At 50.7% G+C, this 25419-nt stretch carries 28 protein-coding genes; 24 read left to right on the top strand and 4 right to left on the bottom strand.

Translation table 11 applies throughout. The features are described from left to right. Nucleotides 1-130 precede the first annotated feature (130 nt). The 7 genes from A3844_RS17295 to A3844_RS17265 all read left to right on the top strand — a co-directional run bounded on the left by A3844_RS17295 (nt 131) and on the right by A3844_RS17265 (nt 7263). A complete protein-coding gene (locus tag A3844_RS17295; protein WP_074101108.1) occupies nt 131-592 on the top strand; it encodes a Fur family transcriptional regulator in 462 nt (153 codons plus the stop codon). 1 nt (nt 593) lies between these two features. Continuing rightward, the gene (gene yidD / locus A3844_RS17290) at nt 594-863 is read left to right on the top strand and encodes a membrane protein insertion efficiency factor YidD (protein WP_074108049.1); all 270 of its coding nucleotides are present in this window, start codon (nt 594-596) and stop codon (nt 861-863) included. Between the two features lie 440 nt (nt 864-1303). Continuing rightward, nucleotides 1304-3328, top strand: a complete 2025-nt coding sequence (gene metG, locus A3844_RS17285; RefSeq protein WP_074108048.1) for a methionine--tRNA ligase — start codon at nt 1304-1306, stop codon at nt 3326-3328. Nucleotides 3329-3500: 172 nt separating this feature from the next. Beyond that, the gene (locus A3844_RS17280; protein WP_074101075.1) at nt 3501-4475 is read left to right on the top strand and encodes a metal ABC transporter solute-binding protein, Zn/Mn family; all 975 of its coding nucleotides are present in this window, start codon (nt 3501-3503) and stop codon (nt 4473-4475) included. Nucleotides 4476-4507: 32 nt separating this feature from the next. Continuing rightward, a complete protein-coding gene (locus A3844_RS17275) occupies nt 4508-5257 on the top strand; it encodes a metal ABC transporter ATP-binding protein (RefSeq protein WP_074101076.1) in 750 nt (249 codons plus the stop codon). Between the two features lie 425 nt (nt 5258-5682). Beyond that, nucleotides 5683-6486 carry a metal ABC transporter permease gene (locus A3844_RS17270; protein ID WP_074101077.1) on the top strand — a complete coding sequence of 268 codons (804 nt, stop codon included), beginning with the start codon at nt 5683-5685 and terminating at the stop codon, nt 6484-6486. A 63-nt stretch (nt 6487-6549) separates the two neighbouring features. Beyond that, a complete protein-coding gene (locus A3844_RS17265) occupies nt 6550-7263 on the top strand; it encodes a cytochrome c biogenesis CcdA family protein (RefSeq protein ID WP_074085306.1) in 714 nt (237 codons plus the stop codon). Here A3844_RS17265 and splB read toward each other — a convergent pair. After that, nucleotides 7260-8336 carry a spore photoproduct lyase gene (splB, locus tag A3844_RS17260; RefSeq protein WP_074108047.1) on the bottom strand — a complete coding sequence of 359 codons (1077 nt, stop codon included), beginning with the start codon at nt 8334-8336 and terminating at the stop codon, nt 7260-7262. The genes A3844_RS17265 and splB overlap by 4 nt on opposite strands. Nucleotides 8337-8528: 192 nt before the next feature. Between splB and mntR the strand changes: the two genes are divergently transcribed. The 3 genes from mntR (at nt 8529) to A3844_RS17245 (ending at nt 11811) form a co-directional block, all read left to right on the top strand. Continuing rightward, nucleotides 8529-8954 (top strand): transcriptional regulator MntR, encoded by a 426-nt coding sequence (gene mntR, locus A3844_RS17255; protein ID WP_019909637.1) that lies wholly within the window; start codon nt 8529-8531, stop codon nt 8952-8954. Nucleotides 8955-9137: 183 nt separating this feature from the next. Beyond that, on the top strand, nt 9138-10805 hold the full coding sequence (locus A3844_RS17250; protein WP_074108046.1) for a family 10 glycosylhydrolase: 1668 nt from the start codon (nt 9138-9140) through the stop codon (nt 10803-10805). A gap of 58 nt (nt 10806-10863) precedes the next feature. Next, nucleotides 10864-11811 carry a patatin-like phospholipase family protein gene (locus A3844_RS17245; protein WP_074108045.1) on the top strand — a complete coding sequence of 316 codons (948 nt, stop codon included), beginning with the start codon at nt 10864-10866 and terminating at the stop codon, nt 11809-11811. A gap of 91 nt (nt 11812-11902) precedes the next feature. On the opposite strand, the gene A3844_RS17240 is transcribed toward A3844_RS17245, so the two are convergent. Together A3844_RS17240 and A3844_RS17235 are read right to left on the bottom strand one after the other, a co-directional pair. Further along, a complete protein-coding gene (locus A3844_RS17240; RefSeq protein WP_074085302.1) occupies nt 11903-12244 on the bottom strand; it encodes a hypothetical protein in 342 nt (113 codons plus the stop codon). Nucleotides 12245-12251: 7 nt separating this feature from the next. Then, nucleotides 12252-13199, bottom strand: a complete 948-nt coding sequence (locus A3844_RS17235) for a DUF1385 domain-containing protein (RefSeq protein WP_143186213.1) — start codon at nt 13197-13199, stop codon at nt 12252-12254. Nucleotides 13200-13406: 207 nt separating this feature from the next. Between A3844_RS17235 and A3844_RS17230 the strand changes: the two genes are divergently transcribed. From A3844_RS17230 to A3844_RS17215, 4 genes are all read left to right on the top strand, one after another. Next, nucleotides 13407-13898 (top strand): YqhR family membrane protein, encoded by a 492-nt coding sequence (locus tag A3844_RS17230; RefSeq protein WP_074101080.1) that lies wholly within the window; start codon nt 13407-13409, stop codon nt 13896-13898. Between the two features lie 74 nt (nt 13899-13972). Next, complete coding sequence (locus A3844_RS17225) at nt 13973-15040, top strand: M24 family metallopeptidase (RefSeq protein ID WP_074085299.1); 1068 nt, start codon at nt 13973-13975, stop codon at nt 15038-15040. Between the two features lie 45 nt (nt 15041-15085). Then, nucleotides 15086-15643, top strand: a complete 558-nt coding sequence (gene efp / locus A3844_RS17220; RefSeq protein ID WP_074085298.1) for an elongation factor P — start codon at nt 15086-15088, stop codon at nt 15641-15643. Between the two features lie 215 nt (nt 15644-15858). Next, nucleotides 15859-17112 (top strand): aspartate kinase, encoded by a 1254-nt coding sequence (locus tag A3844_RS17215; protein WP_074085297.1) that lies wholly within the window; start codon nt 15859-15861, stop codon nt 17110-17112. A 54-nt stretch (nt 17113-17166) separates the two neighbouring features. Here A3844_RS17215 and A3844_RS17210 read toward each other — a convergent pair whose 3' ends face one another. Next, on the bottom strand, nt 17167-18033 hold the full coding sequence (locus tag A3844_RS17210) for a YitT family protein (RefSeq protein ID WP_074085296.1): 867 nt from the start codon (nt 18031-18033) through the stop codon (nt 17167-17169). 276 nt (nt 18034-18309) lie between these two features. Here A3844_RS17210 and A3844_RS17205 point away from each other — a divergent pair, with 276 nt between their 5' ends. From A3844_RS17205 to accB, 10 genes are all read left to right on the top strand, one after another. Then, nucleotides 18310-18573: a YqhV family protein gene (locus tag A3844_RS17205; protein WP_371915991.1), complete on the top strand. Its 264-nt coding sequence runs from the start codon at nt 18310-18312 to the stop codon at nt 18571-18573. Nucleotides 18574-18656: 83 nt separating this feature from the next. Further along, complete coding sequence (gene spoIIIAA / locus A3844_RS17200; RefSeq protein WP_074085295.1) at nt 18657-19661, top strand: stage III sporulation protein AA; 1005 nt, start codon at nt 18657-18659, stop codon at nt 19659-19661. Next, nucleotides 19654-20172 carry a stage III sporulation protein SpoIIIAB gene (spoIIIAB, locus tag A3844_RS17195; RefSeq protein ID WP_074085294.1) on the top strand — a complete coding sequence of 173 codons (519 nt, stop codon included), beginning with the start codon at nt 19654-19656 and terminating at the stop codon, nt 20170-20172. The genes spoIIIAA and spoIIIAB overlap by 8 nt, the downstream gene beginning before the upstream one ends. Nucleotides 20173-20185: 13 nt before the next feature. Then, entirely contained in the window at nt 20186-20389 is a 204-nt protein-coding gene (spoIIIAC, locus tag A3844_RS17190; protein ID WP_020426549.1) for a stage III sporulation protein AC, read from the top strand. Nucleotides 20390-20398: 9 nt separating this feature from the next. Beyond that, entirely contained in the window at nt 20399-20788 is a 390-nt protein-coding gene (gene spoIIIAD, locus A3844_RS17185; RefSeq protein WP_039875230.1) for a stage III sporulation protein AD, read from the top strand. A 56-nt stretch (nt 20789-20844) separates the two neighbouring features. Continuing rightward, nucleotides 20845-22092, top strand: a complete 1248-nt coding sequence (gene spoIIIAE / locus A3844_RS17180; RefSeq protein ID WP_425270609.1) for a stage III sporulation protein AE — start codon at nt 20845-20847, stop codon at nt 22090-22092. Between the two features lie 26 nt (nt 22093-22118). Next, the gene (gene spoIIIAF, locus A3844_RS17175; RefSeq protein WP_074101081.1) at nt 22119-22910 is read left to right on the top strand and encodes a stage III sporulation protein AF; all 792 of its coding nucleotides are present in this window, start codon (nt 22119-22121) and stop codon (nt 22908-22910) included. A 36-nt stretch (nt 22911-22946) separates the two neighbouring features. Beyond that, complete coding sequence (spoIIIAG, locus tag A3844_RS17170) at nt 22947-23591, top strand: stage III sporulation protein AG (RefSeq protein WP_074085291.1); 645 nt, start codon at nt 22947-22949, stop codon at nt 23589-23591. A gap of 118 nt (nt 23592-23709) precedes the next feature. Next, entirely contained in the window at nt 23710-24627 is a 918-nt protein-coding gene (locus tag A3844_RS17165; RefSeq protein ID WP_074108043.1) for a SpoIIIAH-like family protein, read from the top strand. A gap of 280 nt (nt 24628-24907) precedes the next feature. Continuing rightward, a complete protein-coding gene (gene accB / locus A3844_RS17160) occupies nt 24908-25414 on the top strand; it encodes an acetyl-CoA carboxylase biotin carboxyl carrier protein (RefSeq protein WP_074085289.1) in 507 nt (168 codons plus the stop codon). Nucleotides 25415-25419 lie beyond the last annotated feature (5 nt).

The following is a 25419-nucleotide window of genomic DNA, read 5'->3' as shown; positions in this document are numbered from 1 at the left end:
AGCATTCCCTTATGGGAACGGCTGACAGGCCTTTTGCTGCAGGAGCCGCGAGGCTTTATTGACGGGGCTTTTGTTTTGGGGCATTATTAAGAGAGTGCAAAACAAAGAACATGTTATGGGAGATGAGCAAATGCTGTCGACAGATCAAATACTGGAAGCCATGTCGGGGCAGGGACTGCGAATCACCGATCAGCGTAAAACGCTTGCCAAGCTATTCGGCGAGAATACGGGATATTTATCCGCGAAGGATGTATATGAGCATATGGGCCGTAAATACAGCGGGCTCAGCTTCGATACGGTGTACCGCAATCTGCGGATCATGGAGGAGCTTGGGGTACTGGAGCAGGTGGTGTTTGAGGAGGGTGTCAAGTTCAAGGGCAGCTGCAATCAGGATCATCACCATCACCATATGATTTGCCTTCAATGCATGAAGACTTACCCGATCAATTTCTGCCCGATGAATCTAACGGATACACCTGACCAATTCCGGGTGGTCAAGCATAAATTTGAGGTGTTCGGATACTGCAAGGATTGTGAACAGAACCGTGAAGAAGAGATTGCCCTTGCGGCTCATGGCAAAGAAGGCCGCTGACATGGATATAGGACGCAAGACGATCCAGGCACCAATCCGTGTGTACCGCAAGTTCATCTCACCGATCAAACCGGCAACCTGCCGCTTCTATCCTACCTGCTCAGCCTATGCATTGGAAGCTATTGAAGTCCATGGTCCGGTGAAGGGCTCGTGGCTGGCAGCTAAGCGGATTGCCAGATGTCATCCCTTCCATCCGGGAGGACTTGATCCTGTGCCTCCACGGGAAGAACGCCCCACCGGGGGGAGAATCGGCAAAGGCAACTTGACATAGTGGCCCGGCATGGGTATATTTTGGATAATACGATGAATTCCAAGGAACGGATAAGTAAATCGGGACAACCATGACAGAGAGCCGGGAATGTGATGAAAGCCGGTATGGTGAGAAGGTTGAAGATGGTCCGGGAGGAACTGTGGGCGAGCGGCAGGCCGTGTTAGAAGGCTGCGTTAGGTCACGGCGTGTTCCAGCGTTAATGGACAGTTCCCACTTCGGGAACTGGCGAAGCCTGTGCTCTGCAAGGAGCCGGGGAATTTTGGGTGGTATCGCGTGAGTAATCCTCTCGCCCCATATTGGGGCGGGAGTTTTTTGTGTTTGAAATATAAGGATTTATATGTTTTACGATATAAATTCTTATATTTCTCACTGAAGCGGATCCCGTCCTGAATAGGACGGCAAAGCCGTTTCCACTTGCCAAGACGAAAGGATGACAAGAAATGAGCGACAAGAAAACATTTTATCTGACAACCCCGATCTATTATCCGAGTGACAAGCTGCATATCGGTCATGCATATTCGACAGTGGCCGGAGATGCAATGGCGCGCTACAAGCGGCTGCGCGGCTATGCGGTACGTTACCTGACCGGTACGGATGAGCATGGACAGAAGATTGAAGAGAAGGCTGCAAAGGCCGGCAAGACACCTCAGGAGTTCGTTGACGGGATCGTTGCTGGCATCAAAGACCTGTGGCGCAAGCTAGACATCTCGAATGATGATTTCATCCGTACAACTGAAGAGCGCCATAAAAAAGTGGTGGCGGATATTTTTGACCGGCTGCTGAAGCAGGGTGATATTTACAAAGGGGAATACGAGGGCTGGTACTGCATCTCGGACGAGACTTTTTACACTGAGACTCAACTGGTGGATATCGAGCGTGATGCGGAAGGAAATATCACTGGAGGCAAAAGTCCGGACAGCGGACATCCCGTCGAATTGGTCAAGGAAGAAAGTTATTTCTTCCGGATGAGTAAATATGTGGACCGGTTGTTGCAGTATTACGAGGAAAACCCGGATTTTATTCAGCCAGAATCGCGCAAGAATGAGATGATCAACAATTTTATCAAGCCTGGTCTGGAGGATCTTGCCGTATCACGTACCACTTTTGATTGGGGCGTTAAGGTCAAAGGCGACGAAAAGCATGTGGTCTATGTATGGATAGATGCGCTTACGAATTATATAACAGCTCTGGGATATGGCTCCGAGGACCGCAGTTTGTATGATCAATTCTGGCCGGCGGATGTTCATATCATGAGTAAGGAAATTGTGCGTTTCCATACGATCTATTGGCCAATCATTCTGATGGCGCTCGGCGAGCCGCTGCCGAAAAAGGTATTTGCGCATGGCTGGCTGCTGATGAAGGATGGTAAAATGTCCAAATCCAAGGGCAATGTGGTGGACCCTGTGACGCTGATCGACCGCTACGGTCTGGACGCACTGCGCTACTACCTGCTGCGTGAGGTTCCGTTCGGATCGGATGGCACGTTTACTCCAGAGAGCTTCGTCGACCGCGTCAATTATGACCTGGCGAATGACCTTGGCAACCTGCTGAACCGCACGGGAGCAATGGTGGAGAAGTATTTCGCTGGTGTGCTTCCAGCCTATGCAGGCAATGTGACGGCGTTTGACAGTGAGCTTGAGACTGCAGCCCGGAGCACTTATGCCAAAGTGGAAGAAGCTATGGAAAAAATGGAGTTTTCCGTGGCGCTTACAGCCATTGGGGCGTTCATCAGCCGGACGAATAAATACATCGACGAGACCCAGCCCTGGGTGCTCGCGAAGGATGAGAGCAGAAACGGCGAGCTGGCTTCCGTGATGAGACATCTAGTGGAAGGACTGCGCACAGCTTCGATCCTGCTGCAGCCGTTCCTGACAGAAGCACCGGCCAAGATCTGGCAGCAGCTAGGCATTGAGAAGGGTGAGCTGACCACCTGGGACAGCGGCAAATCCTTTGGCCTCATTCCAGCCGGAACCAAGCTGGCCAAGGGTGATCCCATCTTCCCGCGTCTGGATGTGGCACAGGAAGTGGCCTACATCGCCGAGGCGATGGGCTCAGGCAAACCGGCAGAAGCAGAAGCTGCCCCTGTTGCTGATGCGGGAGCTGTTTCAGCTGTAGCGGATGAGCCGGAAGAGGAGCACAAGGAAGAAATCGGTATTGATGATTTCGCCAAAGCTGAACTGCGTGTGGCCCAGGTTATTGCCGCTGAGCCGGTTAAGAAGGCGGACAAACTTCTGAAGCTGCAACTGGATCTAGGGTATGAGCAGCGACAGGTCGTCTCCGGCATTGCCAAGTTCTATACACCGGAGGAACTGGTGGGACGCAAGGTAATCTGTATCGTTAACCTGAAGCCGGTGAAGCTGCGGGGTGAGCTGTCTCAAGGCATGATCCTGGCAGCCTCCAAGGGCGATCAGCTGACCATTGCTACAGTACCGGACAGTATGCCGAACGGCGCAATTGTGAAATAGGCTGAACTGATCCAGCCTGAATTCATAGTTTGAGGTAAGGAACACCTGCCGCGGGTACCGGCAGGTGTTCCTTTTTTGTGGATATGATCGTAGTGAACTTATTGACTTATCGTAACGATTACTATTATAATTCAAATAGTAAAATTTACGATTTGAGGAGTCGATCAATCAAATGTTATTCAAGAGCCTGCACAGGGGCGTGCTGCTTACGCTGACTTTGCTGGTATTTTTGCTGCTTGCAGCTTGTGGTCCGAAGAGCAGCGGAAGTATCGTCAAAGGTAAAGTGAATGTGATTACTACTTTTTATCCCATATATGAATTTGCCAGTGAGATTGGCGGGGATGATATTAATGCCATCAACCTGCTGCCAGTGGGCGTAGAGCCGCATGATTGGACACCGCGCAGCCAGGATATTATCAATACCTCCAAAGCTCAGCTCTTCCTGTATAATGGTGCCGGGCTGGAAGGCTGGGTGCCAAATTTCCTCAAGAGTCTGGATAGTGACAGCAAGGTCCAAGCAACCCAGGTCAGCAAGGGTGTTGATTATATTATGTCCGATGAGGAAGACGGGCATGATCATGGAGGAGAAGGTGAAGCAGGGGGAGAAGTAAGTACGGATACTCTGCATACTGACCCTCATACTTGGGTAAGTCCGAAGTCAGCGCTGATTATGGCTAAGAATATAAAAGAAAGTCTTCAGTCCGTGGACCCCTCACATAAGGATGGTTATGAAGAACGTTATAACAAGCTTGCCGAACGTTTAGAGACGCTGGATCGTAAATTCACCTTGGAGCTGACGAAGCTGCCCAATCATGAGATTGTGGTTTCCCATCAGGCCTTTGCTTATCTGGCCCGTGACTACGGTTTGACACAGCATGCCATAATGGGGCTGTCGGCTGATGCAGAGCCGCGAAGTCAGGACTTGCTTAAGCTTGCTGATTTGGTGAAGAAGAAGGGCATCCGCTACATTTTTTTCGAGGAGCTGGTGTCTGACAAACTGGCGAAAACCCTCGCAGGGGAAGCCGGGGTATCCACGATGGTGCTCAATCCGGTTGAGGGACTGACAGAGGCGCAAGAGAAGAATGGGGACAACTACTTTACATTGATGGAGAAAAATTTGCAAAATCTCATTCTGGCCTTACAATAAAAAGGAAAGTATAAGTGAAAGGCGGTACTCACATGCAATCGGTATCCCTGGACTGCCATCAGCATATGATCGAAATACAGGATTTATCCTTTTCCTATGGAGAGCAGAAGGTAATTACAGACCTCAATTATACCGTGAAGGAACGGGATTTCCTGGGCATTATTGGTTCGAACGGCGCCGGTAAAACCACGCTTCTGAAAATGATTGTCGGCCTACTCCCTGCAACAAGCGGTGAAATTAAGTTGTTCGGACAGCCGGTCAGAAAATTCAAGGATTGGGAACGGATCGGCTATGTGCCGCAGAAGAATGCATTCAATCCTCTGTTCCCTGCGACGGTGCGGGAGGTTGTGTTGTCCGGACTATATAATAACAAAAACCTGATCCGCAGAATATCCAAGGCGCAGCAGCAGAAATGCGACGATGCGCTGGAAGTGATGCGGATCCAGGACATCGCGGAGAAAAGAGTCGGTCAGTTGTCCGGCGGCCAGCAGCAGCGCGTCTTTTTGGCCCGGGCGCTGATCAATCATCCCGATCTGCTGATTCTGGACGAACCTACGGTCGGCATTGACGCCGAAACTCAGGCCGGATTCTTCGAATTGATTATGCATATGCATGCGCATCACCACATGACATTCCTGATGGTGTCGCATGACATAGACATGATCAAGAATTATCTGGGTAAGGATCCTGTGCAAAAAAACGGCAAAATCAATTTCTACTGCCGTCACTCTCATGACGCACAGGATTGCGCAGTAGATAACCTGCAGCATACACTTTCCTAGACTGCTGCTTTGCCCAGGTCGTCCATAGTACAACATAGGACGACCTGGTCTTTGCTCTAGTCTTTTGGATTTACGTTCTTAATCTTTAATTCAAATCTTTAAGCTCTAATCTTTAAGCTCTAATCTTTAAGCTCTAATCTTTAAGCTCTATCTTTAAGCTCTAATCTTTAGTCTTTACTCGGACCTAGATCCCGTATGGGTATAGCGTGTCCCGTTCAGGGACGAAAAGCGATCCTTCCTCTCACGTCCTAAGCACCATCTATGTGTTCACTTACGCCAGTTGCACTTAGCCGGGTGTCCAGAGGGCAGAGCCCTTGGGGCCCTCCCTTGGAAGGGAGGGTTTGGGAGGGATCGAAAAGGGGTTTGAACTCGCTTTTTGAAATAAAGATTCGCTAAGTATTTGATACTCAGAGGAGATACTTATCTTGGACATTCTATTCAGTGATTTTTTTCAGCGGGCGCTTGCAGGCGGGCTCATGATTGGCATTACCGCCCCGCTCATTGGTGTGTTTCTGGTGCTGCGCCGCTTGTCCATGATCGGTGATACACTGGCACATGTGACGATCGCAGGGGTAGCGCTCGGGTTCTTGACAGGTTTCTACCCGCTGGGGGCGGGGCTGATCTTTGCGGTAATGGCGGCATTCGCCATCGAGAAGCTGCGCAAAGCATACAAAAGCTACGCCGAGCTATCGATCGCCATCATTATGTCAGGCGGTGTAGCGTTGGCTTCGCTTTTTTTCACCTTGGGCAAAGGGTATAATGCGGATGTGATGAGCTACTTGTTCGGCAGCATTTATACACTCGATAACACCGATCTCGTAGTAGTGGGTATTGTGACCGTTGCGGTTGTGGTTGTGGTGACCCTGTTCTTCAAAGAATTTTTCCTGCTTAGCTTTGAAGAGGATGCGGCCAGCGTGAGCGGCCTGCCTGTAAAGCTGCTTAATATGTTGATTACAGTTCTAACAGCGCTTGTCATCAGTACAGCTATCAAAATTGTCGGCTCATTGCTGGTGTCGGCCCTGCTGACCATTCCCGTGGCAATCAGCCTATTGCTCTCGCGGAGCTTCAAGTCCTCGGTCATGCTGTCGGTTGTCATTGCTGAAATTGCGGTTGTGGGAGGGCTGGTGGTTGCGGGTATTTGGAATCTTGCACCTGGTGCGACGATTGTCCTGCTGCTGATCGCGCTGCTGACCCTGACCCTGATCGGTAAAAAAGGGCTGCCGGCGTAAAATAGCCTGTGGGAGTATCCGTTCATACGAAGTGACCCCTAACCCGGAAGGAGAGAAGCCACTTTGTCCAACCTGAATGCCGGAATTGCTTTTGCCGCTGGGGTTGCGTCGTTTATATCTCCATGCTGTCTGCCGCTATACCCGTCATATCTGTCCTATATCACCGGTTTGTCCGTTCAGGAATTAAAAGCAGGCAGCAATACCCGAAAGGCCAGGTTTCGCACCTTAAGCCATACATTGGCTTTTATTCTTGGGTTGTCTGCGGTTTTCTATACGATCGGTTTTGGAGCCGGTTTATTTGGAGAAGTATTTCAGGAACAACGCGACCTGATCCGTCAATTATCGGCTATTCTTGTGATATTGATGGGGCTGTTCCTATTAGGCATCTTTCAGCCGAAGTTTCTCCTAAGGGAACATAAACTCAATATGAAGTGGAAACCTGCAGGATATTTAGGTTCATTCATTCTGGGAATTGGCTTCTCGGCAGGCTGGTCTCCGTGCATTGGGCCGATCCTCACGCCGATCATTGCGCTTTCAGCCAGCGATCAGGGGGCCTGGTTTACGCTGATTACTGCCTATTGCATCGGGTTTGCGCTTCCTTTCTTTGTACTGGCCTTCTTCCTCGGGGGAGCCCGGCGGATTCTTAAATATTCCAATCTGCTTATGAAGGCAGGCGGTGGACTCATGATTTTCATGGGACTATTGCTGTTCACAGATCAGATGTTCCGCATCACCATATGGCTGCAAGGAATCACACCTGACTGGTTAAAATTTTAGGTGAAATAATCGATCCCCGCTTCCGGAAAATGTTCAAAAATCCGCTCTGTGATAAATTCCCGCAGGGCGGTTTGCTGTTCATCGGGATAAACGTATTTATACTGGCCCCAGCGGCCCCATTTCTTTTTGCGTTTCTCGATGTCCATTTCCAGTTTCGATTTCGGATAACGCTTCTCGATGACGGTCTTGGCCGTCTTGGTGAACCGGTGCTGAATCATCTCAAAAGTGAGGCCTTTGCCCGTCTCCGGCGGCAGCGTCTTAGCCAGCTTCTCAAGCAGTTCGGCATAGCCTTCCTGCCAGCCCTCATGCCAAATGATCGGAGCGATGATGAAGCCAAGCGGATACCCTGCACGGGCGATTTTTCCGGCAGCTTCAATCCGTTCCTCGAAGCGTGAGGTCGCCGGCTCAAAATTTTTAATTACATAATCAGCGTTTACGCTGAACCGGACCCGGGTATGTCCGTTATGCTTCAAATGGAGCAGCGGCTCGACATGCTGGTATTTGGTAACAAAACGCAATCTTCCCAGCGGCTCTTCTGCCATGTAGTTAATTAGTTCTGCAAGAGAACCTGTGATATGCTCAAGCCCCAGTGGGTCAGAGGTACATGCTGCTTCAAAAGAAGTAATCTCTGGAGCGCGCTCCTCAATATACTTTTTGGCAGCGCCGATGATATCCTCTGTATTTACATAGACACGGATATACGGCTTGGCACCCAGCGTTGTCTGCAGGTAGCAGTAATGACAATGCCCCATACAACCGGTGGCAATAGGAATTGCATAGTCGGCAGAGGGCTTGGACTGGTCGAAGGTTAAGGTTTTGCGGATGCCCACTACGAGGGTCCGTTTGGCAATTTTATATTGCTCGACCTCCGAATCTCCCGGAAGATTCGTGATCCGGTTGTGTGAGGTAGTCATGCGGTATGGGATATTCTGTGATTTGACCCATTCCATAATCCGCGCGCCTTTGGGGAACTTTAGTGCCTCCGGCTCAAAAAAAACAAGTTCTGGAATAAACAGTCCGGTGGGCTTTCTTGGTTTCTTGGCGGAAGGGTGTTCAGGCACTGCTAAAGTCATGAATTCACGCTCCTTATGAATGAGGATATGGTTATTGTGCCGAACAAAGGCCTGCGGAAACCGTGGTAAACATCGCTAATGGATGCGGGAACTGTGTCGCAGGACTTGCCAAGGAGCGGCAGAAACATGTATCATTGTTAGAGCAAGGTTGGCCCCCGCGCCACGCTCATTATAGAAAAGAGGTAAAGTTTAATGCCAACACCCAGCATGGAGGATTATTTGGAGCGCATATACAAGCTCATCGACGAGAAGGGTTATGCGCGGGTCTCGGATATTGCCGAGGGACTGGAAGTACACCCCTCCTCTGTGACCAAGATGATCCAAAAACTGGATAAGGACGAATATCTCATCTATGAGAAATATCGTGGGCTTGTCCTAACAAGCAAAGGGAAAAAAGTGGGAAAACGTCTCGTTGACCGTCACCAGCTGCTGGAGGAATTTCTCGGCCTCATCGGAGTGCAGCAGGAGCATATTTATAAGGATGTCGAAGGAATCGAGCATCATTTGAGCTGGGACTCCATTACGCGTATTGAGACGCTAGTGGAGTATTTTCGCCGTGATGAAGCGCGCCTGCAGACCTTATACGATATTCATCTTGAACTCGTCAGCGACTCATAAATGATGCAGTTTTTGTATGTATACCGCAACCTTTCCAGTTTTTTTACGTCATAACGGGTAACGTTCTTTTTTTGTTTTCAGGACTCCGTTTGACAAGTGAAACGGCCGTCTCCCTTTAACAAGGACGAGAGGGCCGTTTTCTTTTGTTTATACCACAATCTTATATTATACCGGGGAGGAAATATGAACTACCGTAAATGGATGCTAGGAGTGTTAGTGTTGTTGTTGTGCCTGCCTATAGGGATGACCGGCGTTAGAGCAGCGGCTCTGCAAATCACGATTGAGCTGGATGGCGAGACGCTAAGTCCTGATGTGCCGCCTTATATTACATCATCGAATGTAACTATGGTTCCTGCAGGTGTAGTCAGCAAGGGGCTGGGTGCAGCAGTAGAATGGGATCAGAACACCAGGACGGCGACGATCAGCAAAGGGGAGAACGTACTTAAACTGACCAGCGGCTTAAAGACTGCACTTGTCAATGATAACGCAGTAGGCCTGGATACCTCGGTACAAATTGTGCAAGGACGGGTGATGGTTCCTCTGCGCTTCGTGAGTGAACAGCTTGGGCTGCAGGTGGTATGGAATCAGGCAGCTAAACATATCGCGCTATATTCTAACGCCGAGATTGGCGGACCCTCCACACCGTCAGTGCCTGCAGTGCCAACGCCAAACGTACCAACACCGGCCGTGCCGAAACCGACGGTACCACCAACACCGACGGTTCCTTCAATTCCTGGGGCGAAGACGTCCAAAGAAATGAAGGGTGCCTGGATCTCCACAGTGTTCAATCTGGACTGGCCGTCTACATCTTCAGCAGGCAATGAGACCAAGCAGAAGAAGGAATTCGACACTTTGCTGGACAAGCTGCAAAGTGCCGGATTTAACGCTGTATTCGTACAGGTCAGACCCTCTGGCGACAGCCTGTATCCTTCTGTGCTCGTTCCCTGGTCCAAGGTGCTGACTGGGACGCAGGGTAAGAATCCGGGTTATGATCCACTGGAATATATGGTCAGTGCCACCCACAACCGAGGCATGCAGTTCCATGCCTGGTTCAATCCGTTCCGTGCGACTACAGATGCCAGCACGTCAGGCCTGGCCAGTAATCATGTGGCGAAAGCCCATCCGGAGTGGGTCGTCTCAGCAGAGAACAAGCTCTACATCAATCCAGGTATTCCTGAAGCGCGTCAGCATATCATCGATACCGTAATGGAAGTGGTAAAAGGATATGACATTGATGGCGTTCATCTGGATGATTATTTTTATCCATCCGGTGTATCTTTTGCCGACGACGAGGCATTCAAGGCCTATAATCCCAAAGCGATCAGCTCCAAAGGGGATTGGCGAAGGGATAATATCAACGATTTCATCAGCCGGCTGGGTCAAGCGATTCATGGAGTGAAGTCCAATGTCTCTTTTGGTGTCAGCCCGTTTGGGGTCTGGCGCAACAAGAAAGCCGACAGTACCGGTTCCGACACCACGGCAGGTGTATCTGCTTATGATGACATGTATGCAGATACGCGGACCTGGATACGCAGCGGCTGGATCGACTATATTGCACCGCAAATTTATTGGAGCCTGTCCTTCAGTGCCGCCCGTTATGATAAGCTGGTGGACTGGTGGGTGAATGAGGTGAAGGGTACGGGAGTCAAGCTGTACATAGGACAGGCCACCTACAAAGTAGGAACCGATAAAAGTGCCGAATGGCAAAGCGGAGAACAGATTATCAACCAGCTGAAATATAATGAGAAATATGATGAGGTAGCCGGCAGCATTATGTTCAGAGCGAATGATATTGTGACCCGTGATCCATTTGGATTAGCCAGTTTACTGACCTTTTATTTCAAGTCATGAAAATTCCCCCGTGCTCATAGATAAGCTATAGGATCTATGGAACGGGGGATTGCTATCTATGGAGATCAATGCCGTGTTTGAAGGCGGGGGTGTCAAAGGGATCTCGCTCGCAGGAGCAGTTCAGGCTTCAGAGCAGGCGGGGGCGGTGTTTAAGCGGGTGGCGGGAACCTCTTCAGGCTCCATCATCGCCGCGCTGCTTGCGGCAGGTTATGACGGAGAGGCGATGAGCCGGATCATTAAGGGAACAAGCTTTTCCTCTTTTCTGAAACGGGGGGCGCTCTACAATACGGCTTATGTGGGCCCTGCAGTGCGCGTGTTGATCAAAAAAGGGCTGTATTCCGGAGAGGCACTGGAGTCGTGGATACGGGGGATTCTGAAGGAAAGGGGGCTTGTCACCTTTGGGGATTTGCCCCGAGGCAAGTTATCCATTATCGCTTCCGATATTACGAATGGGCGTCTTATTGTACTGCCTGATGACTTGGAGCAGTATGGTATATCACCGGAAGGCTTCGAGGTATCCAAAGCTGTGCGGATGAGCTGCAGTATTCCGTATTTTTTTGATCCGGTGAGGCTGAGGCTGAGCGGAGAGGCAGCCAAGGGTAAGCCATTTGCCGACCAATTTGTCTATATGGTGGACGGGGGCCTGCTCAGTAACTTTCCGCTGTGGCTGTTCGATGAGAAAGAAGAAGGCTTCAAGAGCCCTGGACGCAGAGTTCCAACCGTAGGCTATCAGCTGATCGGCAGAACAGAACCGCAGCCCCATCGGATTACGGGACCTTTCAGCATGCTGCAGGCGATGGTAGGCACCATGTTATCCGCCCATGATGAACGATACATTGAAACTGAGAAATTTGTGCGTACGGTCAAAATCCCCACCTTGGGCATCTCGATGACTCAATTTAATATCTCAACAGAGAAAAGTGACGAGCTTTATACCGCAGGGTACAAGGCTGGGGAGGATTTTTTCAAAAATTGGCGGCCGATTCCGAAGCCAACGATTTTCTAATAGGCTTATTAGTATAAAAAAAGGCCTTTCCACATTAGCTGTAACGTGGAAAGGCCTTTTGAAATCTATCTTTTAGAGGACAGCGAAGCTTCTAATGATATTTGGGAAGCTGCTCGTCGTTCTTCCCCTTGCTGCCTTCAATCACCTGAAACGGATAGGTCTTGCGTTTCCCCGTTGTAACTGGCTGCGTCTTGCGAAGACCGGCGACCTTGGCCATGGTTTTTTGCGAAGGTTTTACTTTGGTTTTGGATCTGCCAGAACCCTGTCCATAGCCCGTCTTAGCTGACCGGTAAGCATAAAACACAATCCCTAAAAGCAGTAACGGTATAATCAAAGACGTCAGTGCCCGGAACCCAAACATCATAAACTGTGATACTAGACCCAATACCGCAAGTGATACTGTTATCCAAAAAATCAAAGCATGTTTGATCATAGACCACTCATCCTTTCGCAGGATCCAAAATTCCGCCTGACACACTTGCTTCCGAATAAGCCCCTGCTTCGATTGCGGCATCCAGCTCCCGCATCCGGTTGAACGAGGCGATGGAGACCTCTACCATTTCATCTTTGGGTTCTTTGGTAGTGAGCAACTGCAGCCACAGTCCGGGATAGCCCAGGTACTTCAGTCCCGGAATATCTCTCACGGCATTGGTTCCTTTCAGAACCTCAAAGGAGATGCCGATTACGACCGGCAGCAGTACAATACGCTGCACTACACGTTCCACCAGGCTATCCCAAGGGAACACCGAGTAGATGATGACACCCAGGATGATCGTCAGCATCATGAAGCTGCTTCCGCAGCGGTAATGCAGACGACTGTATTTCTGGACATTCGCTACAGTGAGCTCTTCACCGGCTTCAAAAGCGCTGATGACCTTGTGCTCGGCACCATGGTACTGGAACAACCGCTTGACCACAGGAGTCTGGGAAATAGCCCAGAGATAGACGAGCAATAGAATCAGCTTAATTCCGCCTTCTACGAGGTTGTGCAGAATGTAGTTATCAAATGCATCCTTAAACAAAAAAGTTTCTACAAAGACAGGAACAAGGGTGAAGATCAGCTTGCCGAAGAGGAATGATAAAATACCCATAACTGCTACGCCAAAAATCATCCCCAGGCTCCAGCCCTCTTCCTTCTTCTTGGCTTTCTCCTGCTGTTTGGCTAGATCTTCAGGCTCTGCAGAATCCTCTGCATAGGATTCTGCAGAGTAATTCAAGTGTTTGGAGCCTTTGGCGCTGGAATCTATAATACTGACAAGGCCGCGGAGAAGCGGAATCTTGCGCAGCTTGACAACCCAGCTCTTATCGCTTCTCGGCACCTCCAAAAATGTGATTTCCTGATTCTTCCTTCTTACGGCTGTTACGTTAATATGCTTGCCGCCGAACATAACGCCTTCAATGACGGCCTGCCCGCCGTAACTTGGAGTTTCTTGGGACAACCAATTCACCTTCCCGTGTATTAATGTGATTTATATAATACATTGTAACTAATTTATGCTGACATTGCTAGTTGGATTGCCTTTTGCTGTACATACTAGGAACAGGGAGCAGAGAGACAGCAAAAGCATTCCATCCATTGAAAGTGAGGTAGCAGAATGAGCAAACCCTATACACAAAAATCGGAGCATACCAACCTATGGACTTTCTCCTTGGAACTGGGTTATTTCGCCGGACTGATCTGGGGAGGAGCGCGCTGGCTGATGTATGCCATGCATTTTACAAAAGTGCTCCCCGGATTTTTGGCCGAGCCTTTTTTTAAACATGATTTTTTGAAGACTTCGGCGGGACATCTTATAGGATATCTATTTTTTATTGCCAGTTCGGTTATAGCGACCTTGCTCTATGTACTGCTCTTCCGCAAGCTGAAGGGGCCGTGGCCAGGAATGATATACGGGGTGCTGTGGTGGTCGGTGATCTTCCTTGCCGGATCATGGCTGTTCCTCCAACAGCGGCCATTTCGGCTGCCGTGGAACTCCGTAATCAGTGAGTTCTGCATCTTTTTACTCTGGGGATTATTTATTGGATATACGGCGGCAATCGAGTATACGGATGAACGAAAACGTGAACAGCAGACAAAGCTTGCCTGAACGCCCGAAAAAACTTCTCAAGGGCATGACCCTATGTTAAAATACAATGTGGCTATTTCGAGAGGAGAATGAAAATGGGCAACAAGCGTGTCTCCAAGCTGCGGAAGGTTTTGCAGGAACAGGGATTGGATGCAATCTTAATAACCAGCGGCATTAACCGCCGCTATTTGAGCGGATTCACCGGTTCTTCCGGTTATGTTCTGGTTACTGGCGATGACAGCTATCTGCTGACAGACTTCAGGTATATGACGCAGGCGGCGGAACAGGTAACAGGCATGAAGATTGTTCAGCATGGTTCGAAGTTTATTGACACTGTCCGCGAGCTGCTGCAGGGTGCGGATGTCCGTATCGGCTTCGAGCAGGATGATGTGACTTTCAGTGCCTATACAGCTTATGCGGCTGCATTGCAGCCGGCGGTGCTGGTGCCGGTCTCCAAGGCTGTAGAGAATCTGCGGGCGTTCAAGGATGAAGACGAACTGGCGGTTATGCAGCGTGCGGCCGATCTGGCGGATGCTACGTTCAGCCACATCCTGAATGTGATCAAGCCCGGCATGACTGAACGTGACGTGGATCTTGAAATGGAATTCTACATGCGCACCCACGGCGCAACCTGTTCTTCGTTCGATACGATTGTCGCTTCCGGTGAACGGTCGGCGATGCCGCATGGTGTGGCAAGCAGCAAGGTCATTCAGAACAATGAATTCGTAACCTTCGATTTCGGTGCACTGCTGGACGGCTACTGCTCGGACGTAACTCGTACCATAGCTTTGGGTTCTCCGGACCCCAAGCTGAAAGAAATTTACGATATTGTGCTTGAAGCTCAGCTCCATACGCTGGCAAATATCAAGCCGGGAATGACCGGACGGGAGTGCGATGCGTTGGCGCGTGATATTATCACCCGCTATGGCTATGGGGAATATTTCGGACACAGCACAGGGCATGGTTTGGGTATGGAGGTTCATGAATACCCTCGGTTGTCCAAGCTGGCTGATGAAATTATGCAACCGGGCATGGTCGTTACTGTGGAGCCGGGCATTTACTTGTCCGGACTTGGCGGTGTGCGGATCGAAGATGATATCGTAATCACCGAGAGCGGTATTTCGCTGCTGACTCATTCTTCAAAGGATTATTTGGTACTGTAAGACTGCTTTAATCAGGTAAATTATTGATTCCAGGAGGGATTTTTAGTGATTTCAGTTAACGATTTCAAAACAGGCTTGACCGTAGAAGTAGAGGGTGATATTTTTACTGTCATCGATTTCCAGCATGTGAAGCCAGGTAAAGGTGCCGCATTCGTGCGCTCCAAGCTTAAGAACCTGCGCAACGGCAACACCGTTGAGCGTACCTTCCGTGCAGGTGAAACCATTGGCCGCGCCATCATCGAAAACCGTGGAGTACAATATCTGTATGCAAGCGGATCGGAGCATGTATTCATGGACAATGAAACCTACGATCAATTCGAGCTGTCCGCCAAACAATTGGAATGGGAGCTTAACTTCCTCAAAGAAAATATGACCGTAAATATCGTCAGCTTCAAAGGTGAGATCCTAGGTATTAACCTGCCTACCAGCGTTGAACTGAAGGTTACCGAAACAGAACCGGGCGTTAAAGGGAACACCGCGCAAGGCGCAACCAAAGCGGCTGTACTGGAAACAGGCCATACGGTTCAGGTTCCGCTGTTCATCAATGAAAACGATGTTCTGCTGGTTGATACACGTGAAGGCAAATACATTTCCCGCGCGTAGAACTTCCCAGAGCAGAGATGCCATTTTTTCTACACCAGCCTCCCCGCATATGCGGAGGGGCTTTTTTGGTACTATTCGGTTCGGCAGAAACTGTGTTGAGTTAAGAATTTTTGTGAAACCATTAACGCATGAGGTGTTTTTCGTATTATACTGGTTTAAAGCACGAAATTAATTCTAGGCTGTTACATAGACCGAAATAGGGAGTGAAATGGACTTTGTCACTTTATGTCATGAAATTCGGAGGCAGCTCCGTCGGCGACATTGAACGAATGAAACGCGTTGCGGGGCGCATCGCAGCCAAGCAGGATGAGGGTCACCGCTGTGTTGTGGTTGTATCCGCTATGGGAGATACTACGGATGAATTGATCGATCAGGCCAAGCAGCTGAACGGGCAGCCGCCTGCACGCGAAATGGATATGCTAATGACCACCGGAGAACAAATCTCAGTGGCACTGCTCTCCATTGCCCTGCATGGGATTGGCCGCAGCGCTGTATCCTATACAGGATGGCAGGCAGGCTTTCGGACGGACGAGACACATGGCCGGGCACGGATCAATGAAATCGTTCCACGCCGCGTCCTGGAGTCACTGGAGCGTGAACAGATCGTAATTGTAGCCGGTTTTCAGGGGATGACCCTGGACGGTGAGATTACCACACTGGGCCGTGGAGGCTCGGATACCACAGCAGTAGCGTTGGCCGCTGCCATCAAAGCGGATGTCTGTGAAATCTACACGGATGTGGACGGCATTTATTCAACGGATCCGCGTATTGTAAAGACAGCGCGCAAGCTGAAGGAAATCTCTTACGATGAGATGCTGGAGCTGGCTAATCTGGGAGCAGCTGTGCTGCATCCACGGGCTGTAGAATATGCGAAGCGATATCAAGTGAAGCTGGTCGTCAGATCGAGCTTTAATCATAATGAAGGTACTGTTGTGAAGGAGGAAGCAAGCATGGAGCAGGGTGTAGTAGTTAGCGGAATTGCTTATGACAAGAATGTGGCGCGGATTAGTATTTTGGGCGTGCCCGATGAGCCGGGTGTGCTGGCCCAGGTCTTCGGCAAGCTTGCCGAAGAGGGGGTTGACGTCGATATTATCGTACAGAGCGGTGTTCAGAACGAGAAGGCTGACTTCTCCTTTACCGTCGCACTGAGCGAGCTGGCGCATGCCAAAGAGGTGATCGAGGGGCTCCATAGCGCGCTTCCTTACCGCGAAGTCACTTCCGAGGATAATCTGGTCAAGGTATCCATTGTCGGCGCAGGGATGGTCAGCCATCCTGGTGTAGCGGCGCAAATGTTCGAAGTGATCTCCAAGGAAGGTGTGAGCATCAAGATGGTCAGCACCTCCGAGATCAAAGTGTCGTGTGTCATTGAGTCCAGCAATCTGCAAAAGATCATCCAGGCGCTTCACACCGCCTACAATCTGGATACAGAAGAGCAGGCATTTGTGGGTGGACCCAAAGACCGCCGCTAGAAGCCTTACTCATATGAAATGCCCCGAAGCCTTAATTGGCCTCGGGGCATTTTTTTATCCCAATCTTCTGAACCGGCCAACAATCTCCACAGTCTCCAGTACGTTGACGAACGATTTGGGGTCTGTCTCAAGGATTGTCTTGCGCAGCTCTGCCAGTTCGTAGCGGGTGGTTACGGTCATGAGCATGGTATTGCCCTCGTGGCTGTATCCGCCTTCCGCATTGACTACAGTGACGCCATGGGGCAGGCAAGTAAGACGGCTCAGCATCTTTTCGCGCTCCTTGGTGACAATGAAGCAGGTCAGCTTGATATGGCGGATATGAATCATATCGACTACGCGGCTTTTGACGAAAATACAGAGCATGGCGTACAGGGCGGAGTCCCAGCTTTTGAAGAAGCCCAGGCTCAGTATGACCAGTCCATCCATTACAAACAGTACTGTGCCCATCGGAATATCGCGTTTGCGGGTAATGATGGAGCCCAGGATATCAAATCCCCCGGAAGATCCTCCGGCACGAAGTGAGAAGCCTACCCCCCCTGCGATGATAACTCCGCCAAAGATACTTGCCAGAATAGGGTCTTTGGTCAGCTTGATTAACGGAATAATGTTGAGAAACCATGTGGTCGACACGACCGACAGCAGACTATAGCAGATGTATTTTTTTCCCACAGCGACAAAACCCCAAATCAGAATGGGCAGATTGATGGCGAAATAATACAGTGAAATGTACTTTGGATGGGTTAGATAACCGATGACGGATGCCGTTCCCGCAACTCCGCCGCTCAGTAGCTGATGCGGAATGAGGAACAGGCGCAGCCCGCTCGCTAACAGAAAGGCCGAGAAAATAATGATAGCGACTTCTTTGACTTGTTTGGCTACGGGCCCTGAAACGAGCGGCACTACAACATTGCGAACTTGCATGACATGAATCCCCTCTTCTTCCGATGTCTAAATAGTCTGTCCAACAACGAACACTTATATTTTCCAAATCAACTTATTTGAAACGTGCAAAATTTATTTTATCATACTGATGATATTTTTTTATAGAGGGGGGCACTATGATTTCTTTCACACTTTGATTGGTATAATCGTTCATTTCTTCTTGTCTAAAGCGAGCCCGTCCCGCATATCTATGGATAACAGCACGAAATATCGTGAGAATTCTAGGATAAGATTTTTGGAAAGGAGTGAAAAGGATTGGACAAGTATGTGAGCTGGATGGCAGCGCTGCGGTTGCTCTCGGGCAGTGTGGAAATAGCGGCGGCCCTGATCATGTTGAAGCTGAACCAGGTGGACAAGGCACTGGCGGTTAATTCCGGATTGGCTCTCGTAGGACCGACTATTCTGATTTTGACTACGGCGGTCGGTCTGACGGGGATGGCGCAGGAGCTGTCATGGGGCAAGCTTGGCTGGATTGGCTGCGGGGTAGCCTTTCTCTTAATCGGAATTCTAAAAAAATGATAGATGATAGTCATAAAGCACGCGTACAAGCATAAGTATGGATTAAAGCTATTAAAGAAGAGGACAACTTGGGGGTACTCTGCATGGCTAATGAATGGCTGCTATTGTTTCCTGAAAAAGTTAGGGCGTTGCTGAGAGGCTTACCGGCTCCGCTGCTCGAAAAAGTGGAAGAGATCCGCGTCCGCGAAGGACGTCCGCTGGAAATTAATTATTCCGGGGGCAAATACCATTTTCTCGGCCCAAGTGGAAGTCTGACGTTGAACCCTGAAGAAGCGTACAAGCCGGACCGGGAAGATGCGCACCGGCTGCTGGACCTGATCAGCAATCATTCGCTCTATACAATGGAAGAGGAGCTTCGCAAGGGGTTCATTACGATCCCCGGGGGGCACCGGATTGGATTGGCCGGGCGGACTGTGCTGAGCGGCGGGGGCGTGGAGCATCTACGGGACATTACCGGTTTCAATGTGCGAATTGCACGGGAGGTGCCGGGCATTGCCGACGGCGTTCTGCCTTACCTGCTCGACAAGGGCCGGCAGCGGATCATGCATACGCTGATTCTCTCGCCGCCGCAGCATGGCAAAACCACTTTGCTGCGCGATCTTGCCAGACAGATCTCAGCAGGTGGAAAGAACGTGCGAGAGGGCAGCCGGCCCGGTCTGAAGGTCGGCATCGTTGACGAACGCTCTGAAATCGCCGGCAGCCGTCGCGGCATTCCCGCTTTTGATGTCGGACCCCGGACAGATATCCTCGACGGGTGCCCCAAAGCCGAAGGCATGATGATGATGATCCGTTCGCTCTCGCCCGATGTGCTGATCGCCGATGAGATCGGCCGCCTTGAGGATGCCGAAGCGGTGACCGAAGCGCTGCACGCGGGTATCTCGGTCGTAGCTTCGGCTCACGGCAAGGAAGTATCCGAGCTGGCCCGGCGGCCCGGCCTAGGCGCACTCTTGGAGCATCGGATGTTCGAGCGCTATGTCATCCTGCACCGGGCAGAAGCGGGATTGACCTTCCGGATATTGGACGGGCAGAAGCGCAGCCTGCTGCTGGTCTCGCCTGGGGAAGCGCTGGGCGGTGAACGCCATGCTTAAGCTCTTCGGAGCGGTGCTTATCGTCCTGGCAGGCACGCTGGCCGGCTTCAAGCGGGCTGCACAGTATGCAGACAGGCCGCGGCATATCAGAGGCCTGATTGCAGCCCTGCAGCGGCTGGAGACCGAGATTCAGTACGGCTATACCCCGCTGCCGGAAGCGCTGCGCCGCATCGGGATGCAGTCGAAGGAGCCGCTGAAAGCTTTTTTCACCACTGCGGCCGTGGAGATGAGCCCCCCGCTGGACCGGAGCGCCGAAGAAGCGATCTCGAAGGCGATGGAGGAGCACTGGAAGGCGGCTTCGTTGAAAGGCACGGAGAAGGAGATACTCCGTCAGCTCAGCTGCACGCTGGGCACAAGCGACAGATCGAATCAGAGCACTCACATCGCGCTGGCTTTGCAGCAGTTGAAACAGGAGGAGACAGTGGCCAGAGAAGATCAGGGCAAATATGAAAAAATGAGCAAAAGCCTGGGTCTGCTGCTTGGAGCATTGATCGTCATATTGATCTTTTAGCGAGGTGCCAGGAATGAATATTGAAGTCAACGCAATCTTCCAAATTGCCGGCATCGGCATCATTATCGCCATGATCCACACGGTGCTAAAGCAGATGGGCAAGGAAGACATCGCCCACTGGGTAACCATTGTCGGCTTTATCATCGTGTTGTTTATGGTCATCCGCATGCTGGACGGCCTGCTCCAGGAAATTAAAACGATTTTTCTTTTTCAATAGGCCAAGGTTATGGAAATCATTCAAGTGGTGGGAATTGGGCTCTTGTCGACGGTCCTGATACTCGTACTAAAGGAACAAAAGCCGATGTTCGCCTTCCTGCTGACCACTGCCGCAGGCATTCTGATCTTCCTGTTCCTGATCGGCAAGATCGGAACGATTCTGGGGACGCTGGAGCGGGTGGCGGAGTCCTCGGGAATGGAAATGATCTACATCAAAACCGTATTCAAAATTATCGGGATTTCCTATATCGCAGAGTTTGGAGCGCAGATAGTGCGCGATGCCGGGCAGGAATCCATTGCTTCCAAGATAGAGCTGGCCGGCAAGGTGCTGATTATGGTGCTGGCCGTGCCGATTATCAGCATTATTATCGAGACGGTGATGAAGCTTCTGCCGGCATGAGCTAGCCACTTCACGGCAGAAGAAGTTAGAAGCAGAGCGGGGGAAAGGGTATGTGCGTGCGCAATGTTTTTCGGCCACCAAAACTAAAAACAATCCTGCTCCTTCTGCCCTTCCTCCTGTTGTTAGTGTGGGGCTCAGGAACGGCCTTTGCAGCCCCCACTACACCACCTACACCTTCACCGCAGCCCTCAGCTCAGGGAGGTTCTTCCGCAGTAGACCACTGGGTGAAGGGGCAGGTGCAGAATCTGCCTACAGGCGAGGTAGAGTCGTACTGGAATCAGCTGATGAAGGACTACGGGGGATTTTTTCCGGAAGGCAAAACACCTTCGCTGATGGATATGCTGCTTCCGGGAGACAACGGCCTAAGCTTCAAAAGCGTAATGTCCGGCCTGACCTCCTACATGTGGCATGAGGTGCTTTTCAATGGCAAGCTGCTGGTAACGATCGTTATGATCAGTGTGCTCAGCATGATTCTTGAGACGCTGCAGACCGCTTTTGAACGCAAATCGGTTAGCAAAATCGCCTATATGCTCTGTTACATGGTTGTGCTGGTCATTGCCGTGAACAGTTTTAATGTAGCTATAGGATATGCAAAGGATGCCATCGACCATATGTCTGACTTCATGATGGCCATGATCCCGCTGCTGTTCGCGCTGCTGGCATCCATGGGGAATATCGTGACAGTCTCTGTCACCCATCCGCTGATTGTATTCATGATCCATACCGTGAGCACGCTCATTCATACCGTGATTTTCCCGCTGTTCTTCTTCTCGGCGGTGCTGCATCTGGTGAGCGCGATGTCGGAGAAATACAAGTTAACCCAGCTCGCCAATCTGCTGCGAAATGTCGGTGCCGGACTGCTGGGTGTACTGCTGACCGTGTTTCTTGGAGTCATCTCCGTCAGGGGAATTACCAGTTCGGTGACGGATGGAGTAACCCTCCGCGCCGCCAAATATATTACAGGAAACTTTGTGCCGGTCATCGGCAAAATGTTCGCGGATGCCACCGATACGGTGATTTCTGCATCGCTTCTGGTGAAGAACGCCATCGGGCTTTCAGGTGTCATTATCATTTTGTTCCTTTGCGCATTTCCGGCCATTAAAATACTCGTGCTCGCCCTCATCTACAACGTGGCTGCAGCCGTAATGCAGCCCTTGGGCGAGACGCCGATTGTTACTTGTCTGCAGACGATCGGCAAGAGCATGATCTACGTGTTCGCGGCACTGGCCGCCGTATCGCTCATGTTCTTCCTGGCCGTCACGATCATGCTGACCGCCGGAAATGTCACCGTCATGATGAGGTGAGGCACAAACTGTAGGGAGGAAAGTCAATGACCTGGTTGGGCGGTTGGCTTAGGGAACTTATTCTGGTGGTGCTGCTGGCCGCTTTTGTGGAAATGCTGCTGCCTAGCAAATCCATGGAGCGGTATGCCAGGCTGGTGCTTAGCCTTCTGGTGCTGCTGACCCTGCTTAGCCCGATTGTGGCCCTGCTGAAGGGGGATGTCACCGGAGAGCTTAGCCTGGCTATGAATCAGCAGGAGAAGAAAGGCGGAGTGTTCTCGGGAGCAGGGAAAGGAGCCGGTTCTCTGGAGAAGATTCTGGCAGACGGCCGGGTGCTGGCGGCAGGAGCGCAGGAGCAGAGCCTGAAGCTAGCTGCTGAAGAGGTTGCCGGGCAGATGCGTAACCAGATTGCCGGGATCACTGGGGTGCAGGGTGCCAAGGTTACGGTGACACTGGGGATGGGAAAAGCCTCTGATACCACTCAGGGTGAAGCAGTGCCGGTGATAGCTTCGGTGAAGGTTTCTTTTCCACCAGCAGTCTCTGCCTCAGGCAGCGGTAGCGGGCCGGCGGCGGGCACAACAACAGGCTCCCCCTCAGAGCCGATTGTTATTACACCAGTAGAGCCGGTACAGGTTAATCTGGGCTCTGATACCGATGAGGATTCCGCTGCAGCATCCGCAACATCCTCACCTGACATACCGGAGGGCAGCAGTGCCACACCTGGAAAAGGGACGGACCAAGACCAAACCGAGTCGATCATCAAGCTGCTGGAGCAGAACTGGAATCTGAGCCGGGAAGTCATTCAGGTGCAGAAGAGCACTGCCGGAGAAGCAAAACTGTAAACCTGACCAATCACGCAAATGCAGGGAGGATAAGAGATGGGCAACTGGCTGAAAAAACTGGAGCAATGGGCAGGAGGCGGCGGTTCCGGCAGTCCGAAGAGGAGTCATACCTTCCGCTGGCTGATCATTCTCGGGCTGCTCGGCGCTGCGATTATGCTGTTCAACTCCTTCGTGAATGTGAAGAAGCTGGACAGCGAGAATACGGGGCGTGAGCCACCGCCAATCGAAAGTTCACAGGCGACCCTGCAGCAGGGGGATGGAGCAGCCTCTAATTCTTTTGGCACCATTGAACAGGCGATGGAGAACCGCACCAAAGAGATTCTGGAGAAAATCGTCGGCGTCGGCACAGTGGACATCATGGTTACTGTGGATTCTACAGAGGAAATCGTAGTACAGCGCAATATGAACGATTCCCAGCAGCAGAGCGAAGAGACGGATGCCAGCGGCGGTAAACGTCATACCACACAGTACACAAGGGATGGCGAAATCGTCACCTACAGCCAGTCAGGCGATGAAACTCCGATTATTACCAAGCGGATCAAACCCCAGGTGCGCGGTGTACTGGTTGTCGCCAAAGGGGCAGAGAACAAAATTGTCAGGGGTCTGATTGAAGAGGCGATAGAGAAAGGCCTGAACGTGCCAAGCTACCGTATTTCCGTAGTTCCGCGCAAGCAGGAATAGCCGATTCATAAGTACTGAAGTGCATGCTAACAAAACTAAGCGAATGCTTCCGGAGTGAGTTTTGTACGAAGTGAATCCAGGGAGTAGATGCTAACAAAACTTTTAGGAGGAATTAAAAATGAAGGGCAAACGACAGACAATTTGGTTGGTTTCCATGCTCAGTTTGATGGTGGTTCTCTCCGCATACTATTTATTCACGGAAGACTCGGGCGTCTCTCTTCCCAAAGAAACGGCTGGCAGTATGCAGGTGGATAATATTAAAAGCGGAGCTGACGGAGCCCAGTCTCCTGCTCTGGACAGCGGACTGGTTATCAACGAAGTATCTACCCAAGGGGTTGCCGGGGATGCAGGCAATGCCACAGTGAAGAAAGACAGCAGCACAGCTGCCGTTACAGATGACAGTAGTAAGGCGACCACATCGAATGATAAAGACAAGGCTGCCAATGCAGTAACCGATGAGGCTAGCACAGCCGCTGATGCCGGCAATTCCGCAGAAAAAGCGATTACAGCAGAAGCCGATAAGACACCGGCTCCGACTTCAGACCCTACTGCAAGTCCCTCCAAAACAGACAAAAATAACACGAAAACAGGCAAAGACAGCGCAGCCGCCAATACGGAGAAGAATCCAGCTAAAGGCGACGCTGCAATCCTGGACGAAGTAGCTTCACAAAGTGTTTCAGCCAGCAGCCTATTCACCAACTATCTGTACGAACGCGAGCAGAAGAATCTGAAAGACCAGAACGATCTGCTCGCCACAATCAATAACATGGATAAGACTCCTGCCGAGAATGCGGCAGCCAATGAGCAACTGAATAAGCTGGAGGAAAAGGAATCCAAAATTACCAGCGTTGAGGATCAGCTGCAGCAAAAGTACGGTGAAGCCATTGTCAAAGAGGAATCCGGCGATACCTATACTGTTGTTGTCCTCAGCGACAAGCTCGATGTGAAGCAGGCGGTTGGAATTGTAGACCTCGTTATGAAGGAACTGAGTGTTCCACAGGATAAGATCAGAGTCCAATATGTATCCGAGCAATAATATCCATTTGAGAAAAATAACAGAAAATGCCGAAAGAGCTCGGGTTATCCCGGGCTCTTTCCATTTCTAGCGTTTGTGATATAATACATAAAGTTATCTTGGAATATAAGAAGAATAAGTGACACATTGTTTTTCTTTTTTATATTTCTTGCAAGAAGCGGGTATCTGAAAGCGTTTCGGGTAAAACTGCATGTCATTTGAAGCATACGCTTCCTGAGAAGAACGGAGAAGCCTTTTTTGCTTGTGGCTTCGAGAGAAAGCTGAAGGAGTGAACTATTGAATGTTCAAGTTAAGCGAAATTAAGGAATTGATTAAATTGCTGGACCAAACCTCCTCCGTACACGAACTGGAGATTGAAAGCGAAGGAATGAAGCTTGCTATCCGCAAACCGGATCGCTCTGAAGCGGATGCAATGGCGATTCAGGCGACTCCCTATGCCTATCCTTATACGCCAGCCCCTCAGCCGCAAAGCCAGCAGTATGCTGCACCTGCGGCAGTGACCGAAATTCCGGCAGCAGCTCAGCAGCCGGTCTCTACGGAAGGCACACTGCATAAAATTGTCTCGCCGATGGTAGGGACCTTTTATAGTGCCGCTTCTCCAGAAACCCCATCCTTTGTCAATGTGGGCGACCGGGTTAGTGAAAAGTCAACGGTCTGCATCATTGAAGCCATGAAGCTGATGAATGAGCTGGAGGCGGAAGTCAGAGGCGAAATCGTGTCCGTACTCGCGGAGAATGGCCAGCTTGTTGAATATGGCCAGCCGCTGTTCCTGGTCAAACCGGAATAACAGCC

This window comes from Paenibacillus helianthi (assembly GCF_001909055.1).
Classification (GTDB): Bacteria; Bacillota; Bacilli; order Paenibacillales; family Paenibacillaceae; genus Paenibacillus_AQ; species Paenibacillus_AQ helianthi.
This window is presented reverse-complemented; position numbering and strand designations above follow the sequence as displayed.

Bases quoted from the DNA above. Each gene is read 5' to 3' on its own strand.
- A3844_RS17295 (WP_074101108.1), top strand. From the start codon at position 131: ATGCTGTCGACAGATCAAATACTGGAAGCCATGTCGGGGCAGGGACTG.
- yidD (WP_074108049.1), top strand. From the start codon at position 594: ATGGATATAGGACGCAAGACGATCCAGGCACCAATCCGTGTGTACCGC.
- metG (WP_074108048.1), top strand. From the start codon at position 1,304: ATGAGCGACAAGAAAACATTTTATCTGACAACCCCGATCTATTATCCG.
- A3844_RS17280 (WP_074101075.1), top strand. From the start codon at position 3,501: ATGTTATTCAAGAGCCTGCACAGGGGCGTGCTGCTTACGCTGACTTTG.
- A3844_RS17275 (WP_074101076.1), top strand. From the start codon at position 4,508: ATGCAATCGGTATCCCTGGACTGCCATCAGCATATGATCGAAATACAG.
- splB (WP_074108047.1), bottom strand. From the start codon at position 8,336: ATGACTTTAGCAGTGCCTGAACACCCTTCCGCCAAGAAACCAAGAAAG.
- mntR (WP_019909637.1), top strand. From the start codon at position 8,529: ATGCCAACACCCAGCATGGAGGATTATTTGGAGCGCATATACAAGCTC.
- A3844_RS17250 (WP_074108046.1), top strand. From the start codon at position 9,138: ATGAACTACCGTAAATGGATGCTAGGAGTGTTAGTGTTGTTGTTGTGC.
- A3844_RS17245 (WP_074108045.1), top strand. From the start codon at position 10,864: ATGGAGATCAATGCCGTGTTTGAAGGCGGGGGTGTCAAAGGGATCTCG.
- A3844_RS17240 (WP_074085302.1), bottom strand. From the start codon at position 12,244: ATGATCAAACATGCTTTGATTTTTTGGATAACAGTATCACTTGCGGTA.
- A3844_RS17235 (WP_143186213.1), bottom strand. From the start codon at position 13,199: ATGTTCGGCGGCAAGCATATTAACGTAACAGCCGTAAGAAGGAAGAAT.
- A3844_RS17230 (WP_074101080.1), top strand. From the start codon at position 13,407: ATGAGCAAACCCTATACACAAAAATCGGAGCATACCAACCTATGGACT.
- A3844_RS17225 (WP_074085299.1), top strand. From the start codon at position 13,973: ATGGGCAACAAGCGTGTCTCCAAGCTGCGGAAGGTTTTGCAGGAACAG.
- A3844_RS17210 (WP_074085296.1), bottom strand. From the start codon at position 18,033: ATGCAAGTTCGCAATGTTGTAGTGCCGCTCGTTTCAGGGCCCGTAGCC.
- spoIIIAA (WP_074085295.1), top strand. From the start codon at position 18,657: ATGGCTAATGAATGGCTGCTATTGTTTCCTGAAAAAGTTAGGGCGTTG.
- spoIIIAB (WP_074085294.1), top strand. From the start codon at position 19,654: ATGCTTAAGCTCTTCGGAGCGGTGCTTATCGTCCTGGCAGGCACGCTG.
- spoIIIAC (WP_020426549.1), top strand. From the start codon at position 20,186: ATGAATATTGAAGTCAACGCAATCTTCCAAATTGCCGGCATCGGCATC.
- spoIIIAD (WP_039875230.1), top strand. From the start codon at position 20,399: ATGGAAATCATTCAAGTGGTGGGAATTGGGCTCTTGTCGACGGTCCTG.
- spoIIIAF (WP_074101081.1), top strand. From the start codon at position 22,119: ATGACCTGGTTGGGCGGTTGGCTTAGGGAACTTATTCTGGTGGTGCTG.
- spoIIIAG (WP_074085291.1), top strand. From the start codon at position 22,947: ATGGGCAACTGGCTGAAAAAACTGGAGCAATGGGCAGGAGGCGGCGGT.
- A3844_RS17165 (WP_074108043.1), top strand. From the start codon at position 23,710: ATGAAGGGCAAACGACAGACAATTTGGTTGGTTTCCATGCTCAGTTTG.
- accB (WP_074085289.1), top strand. From the start codon at position 24,908: ATGTTCAAGTTAAGCGAAATTAAGGAATTGATTAAATTGCTGGACCAA.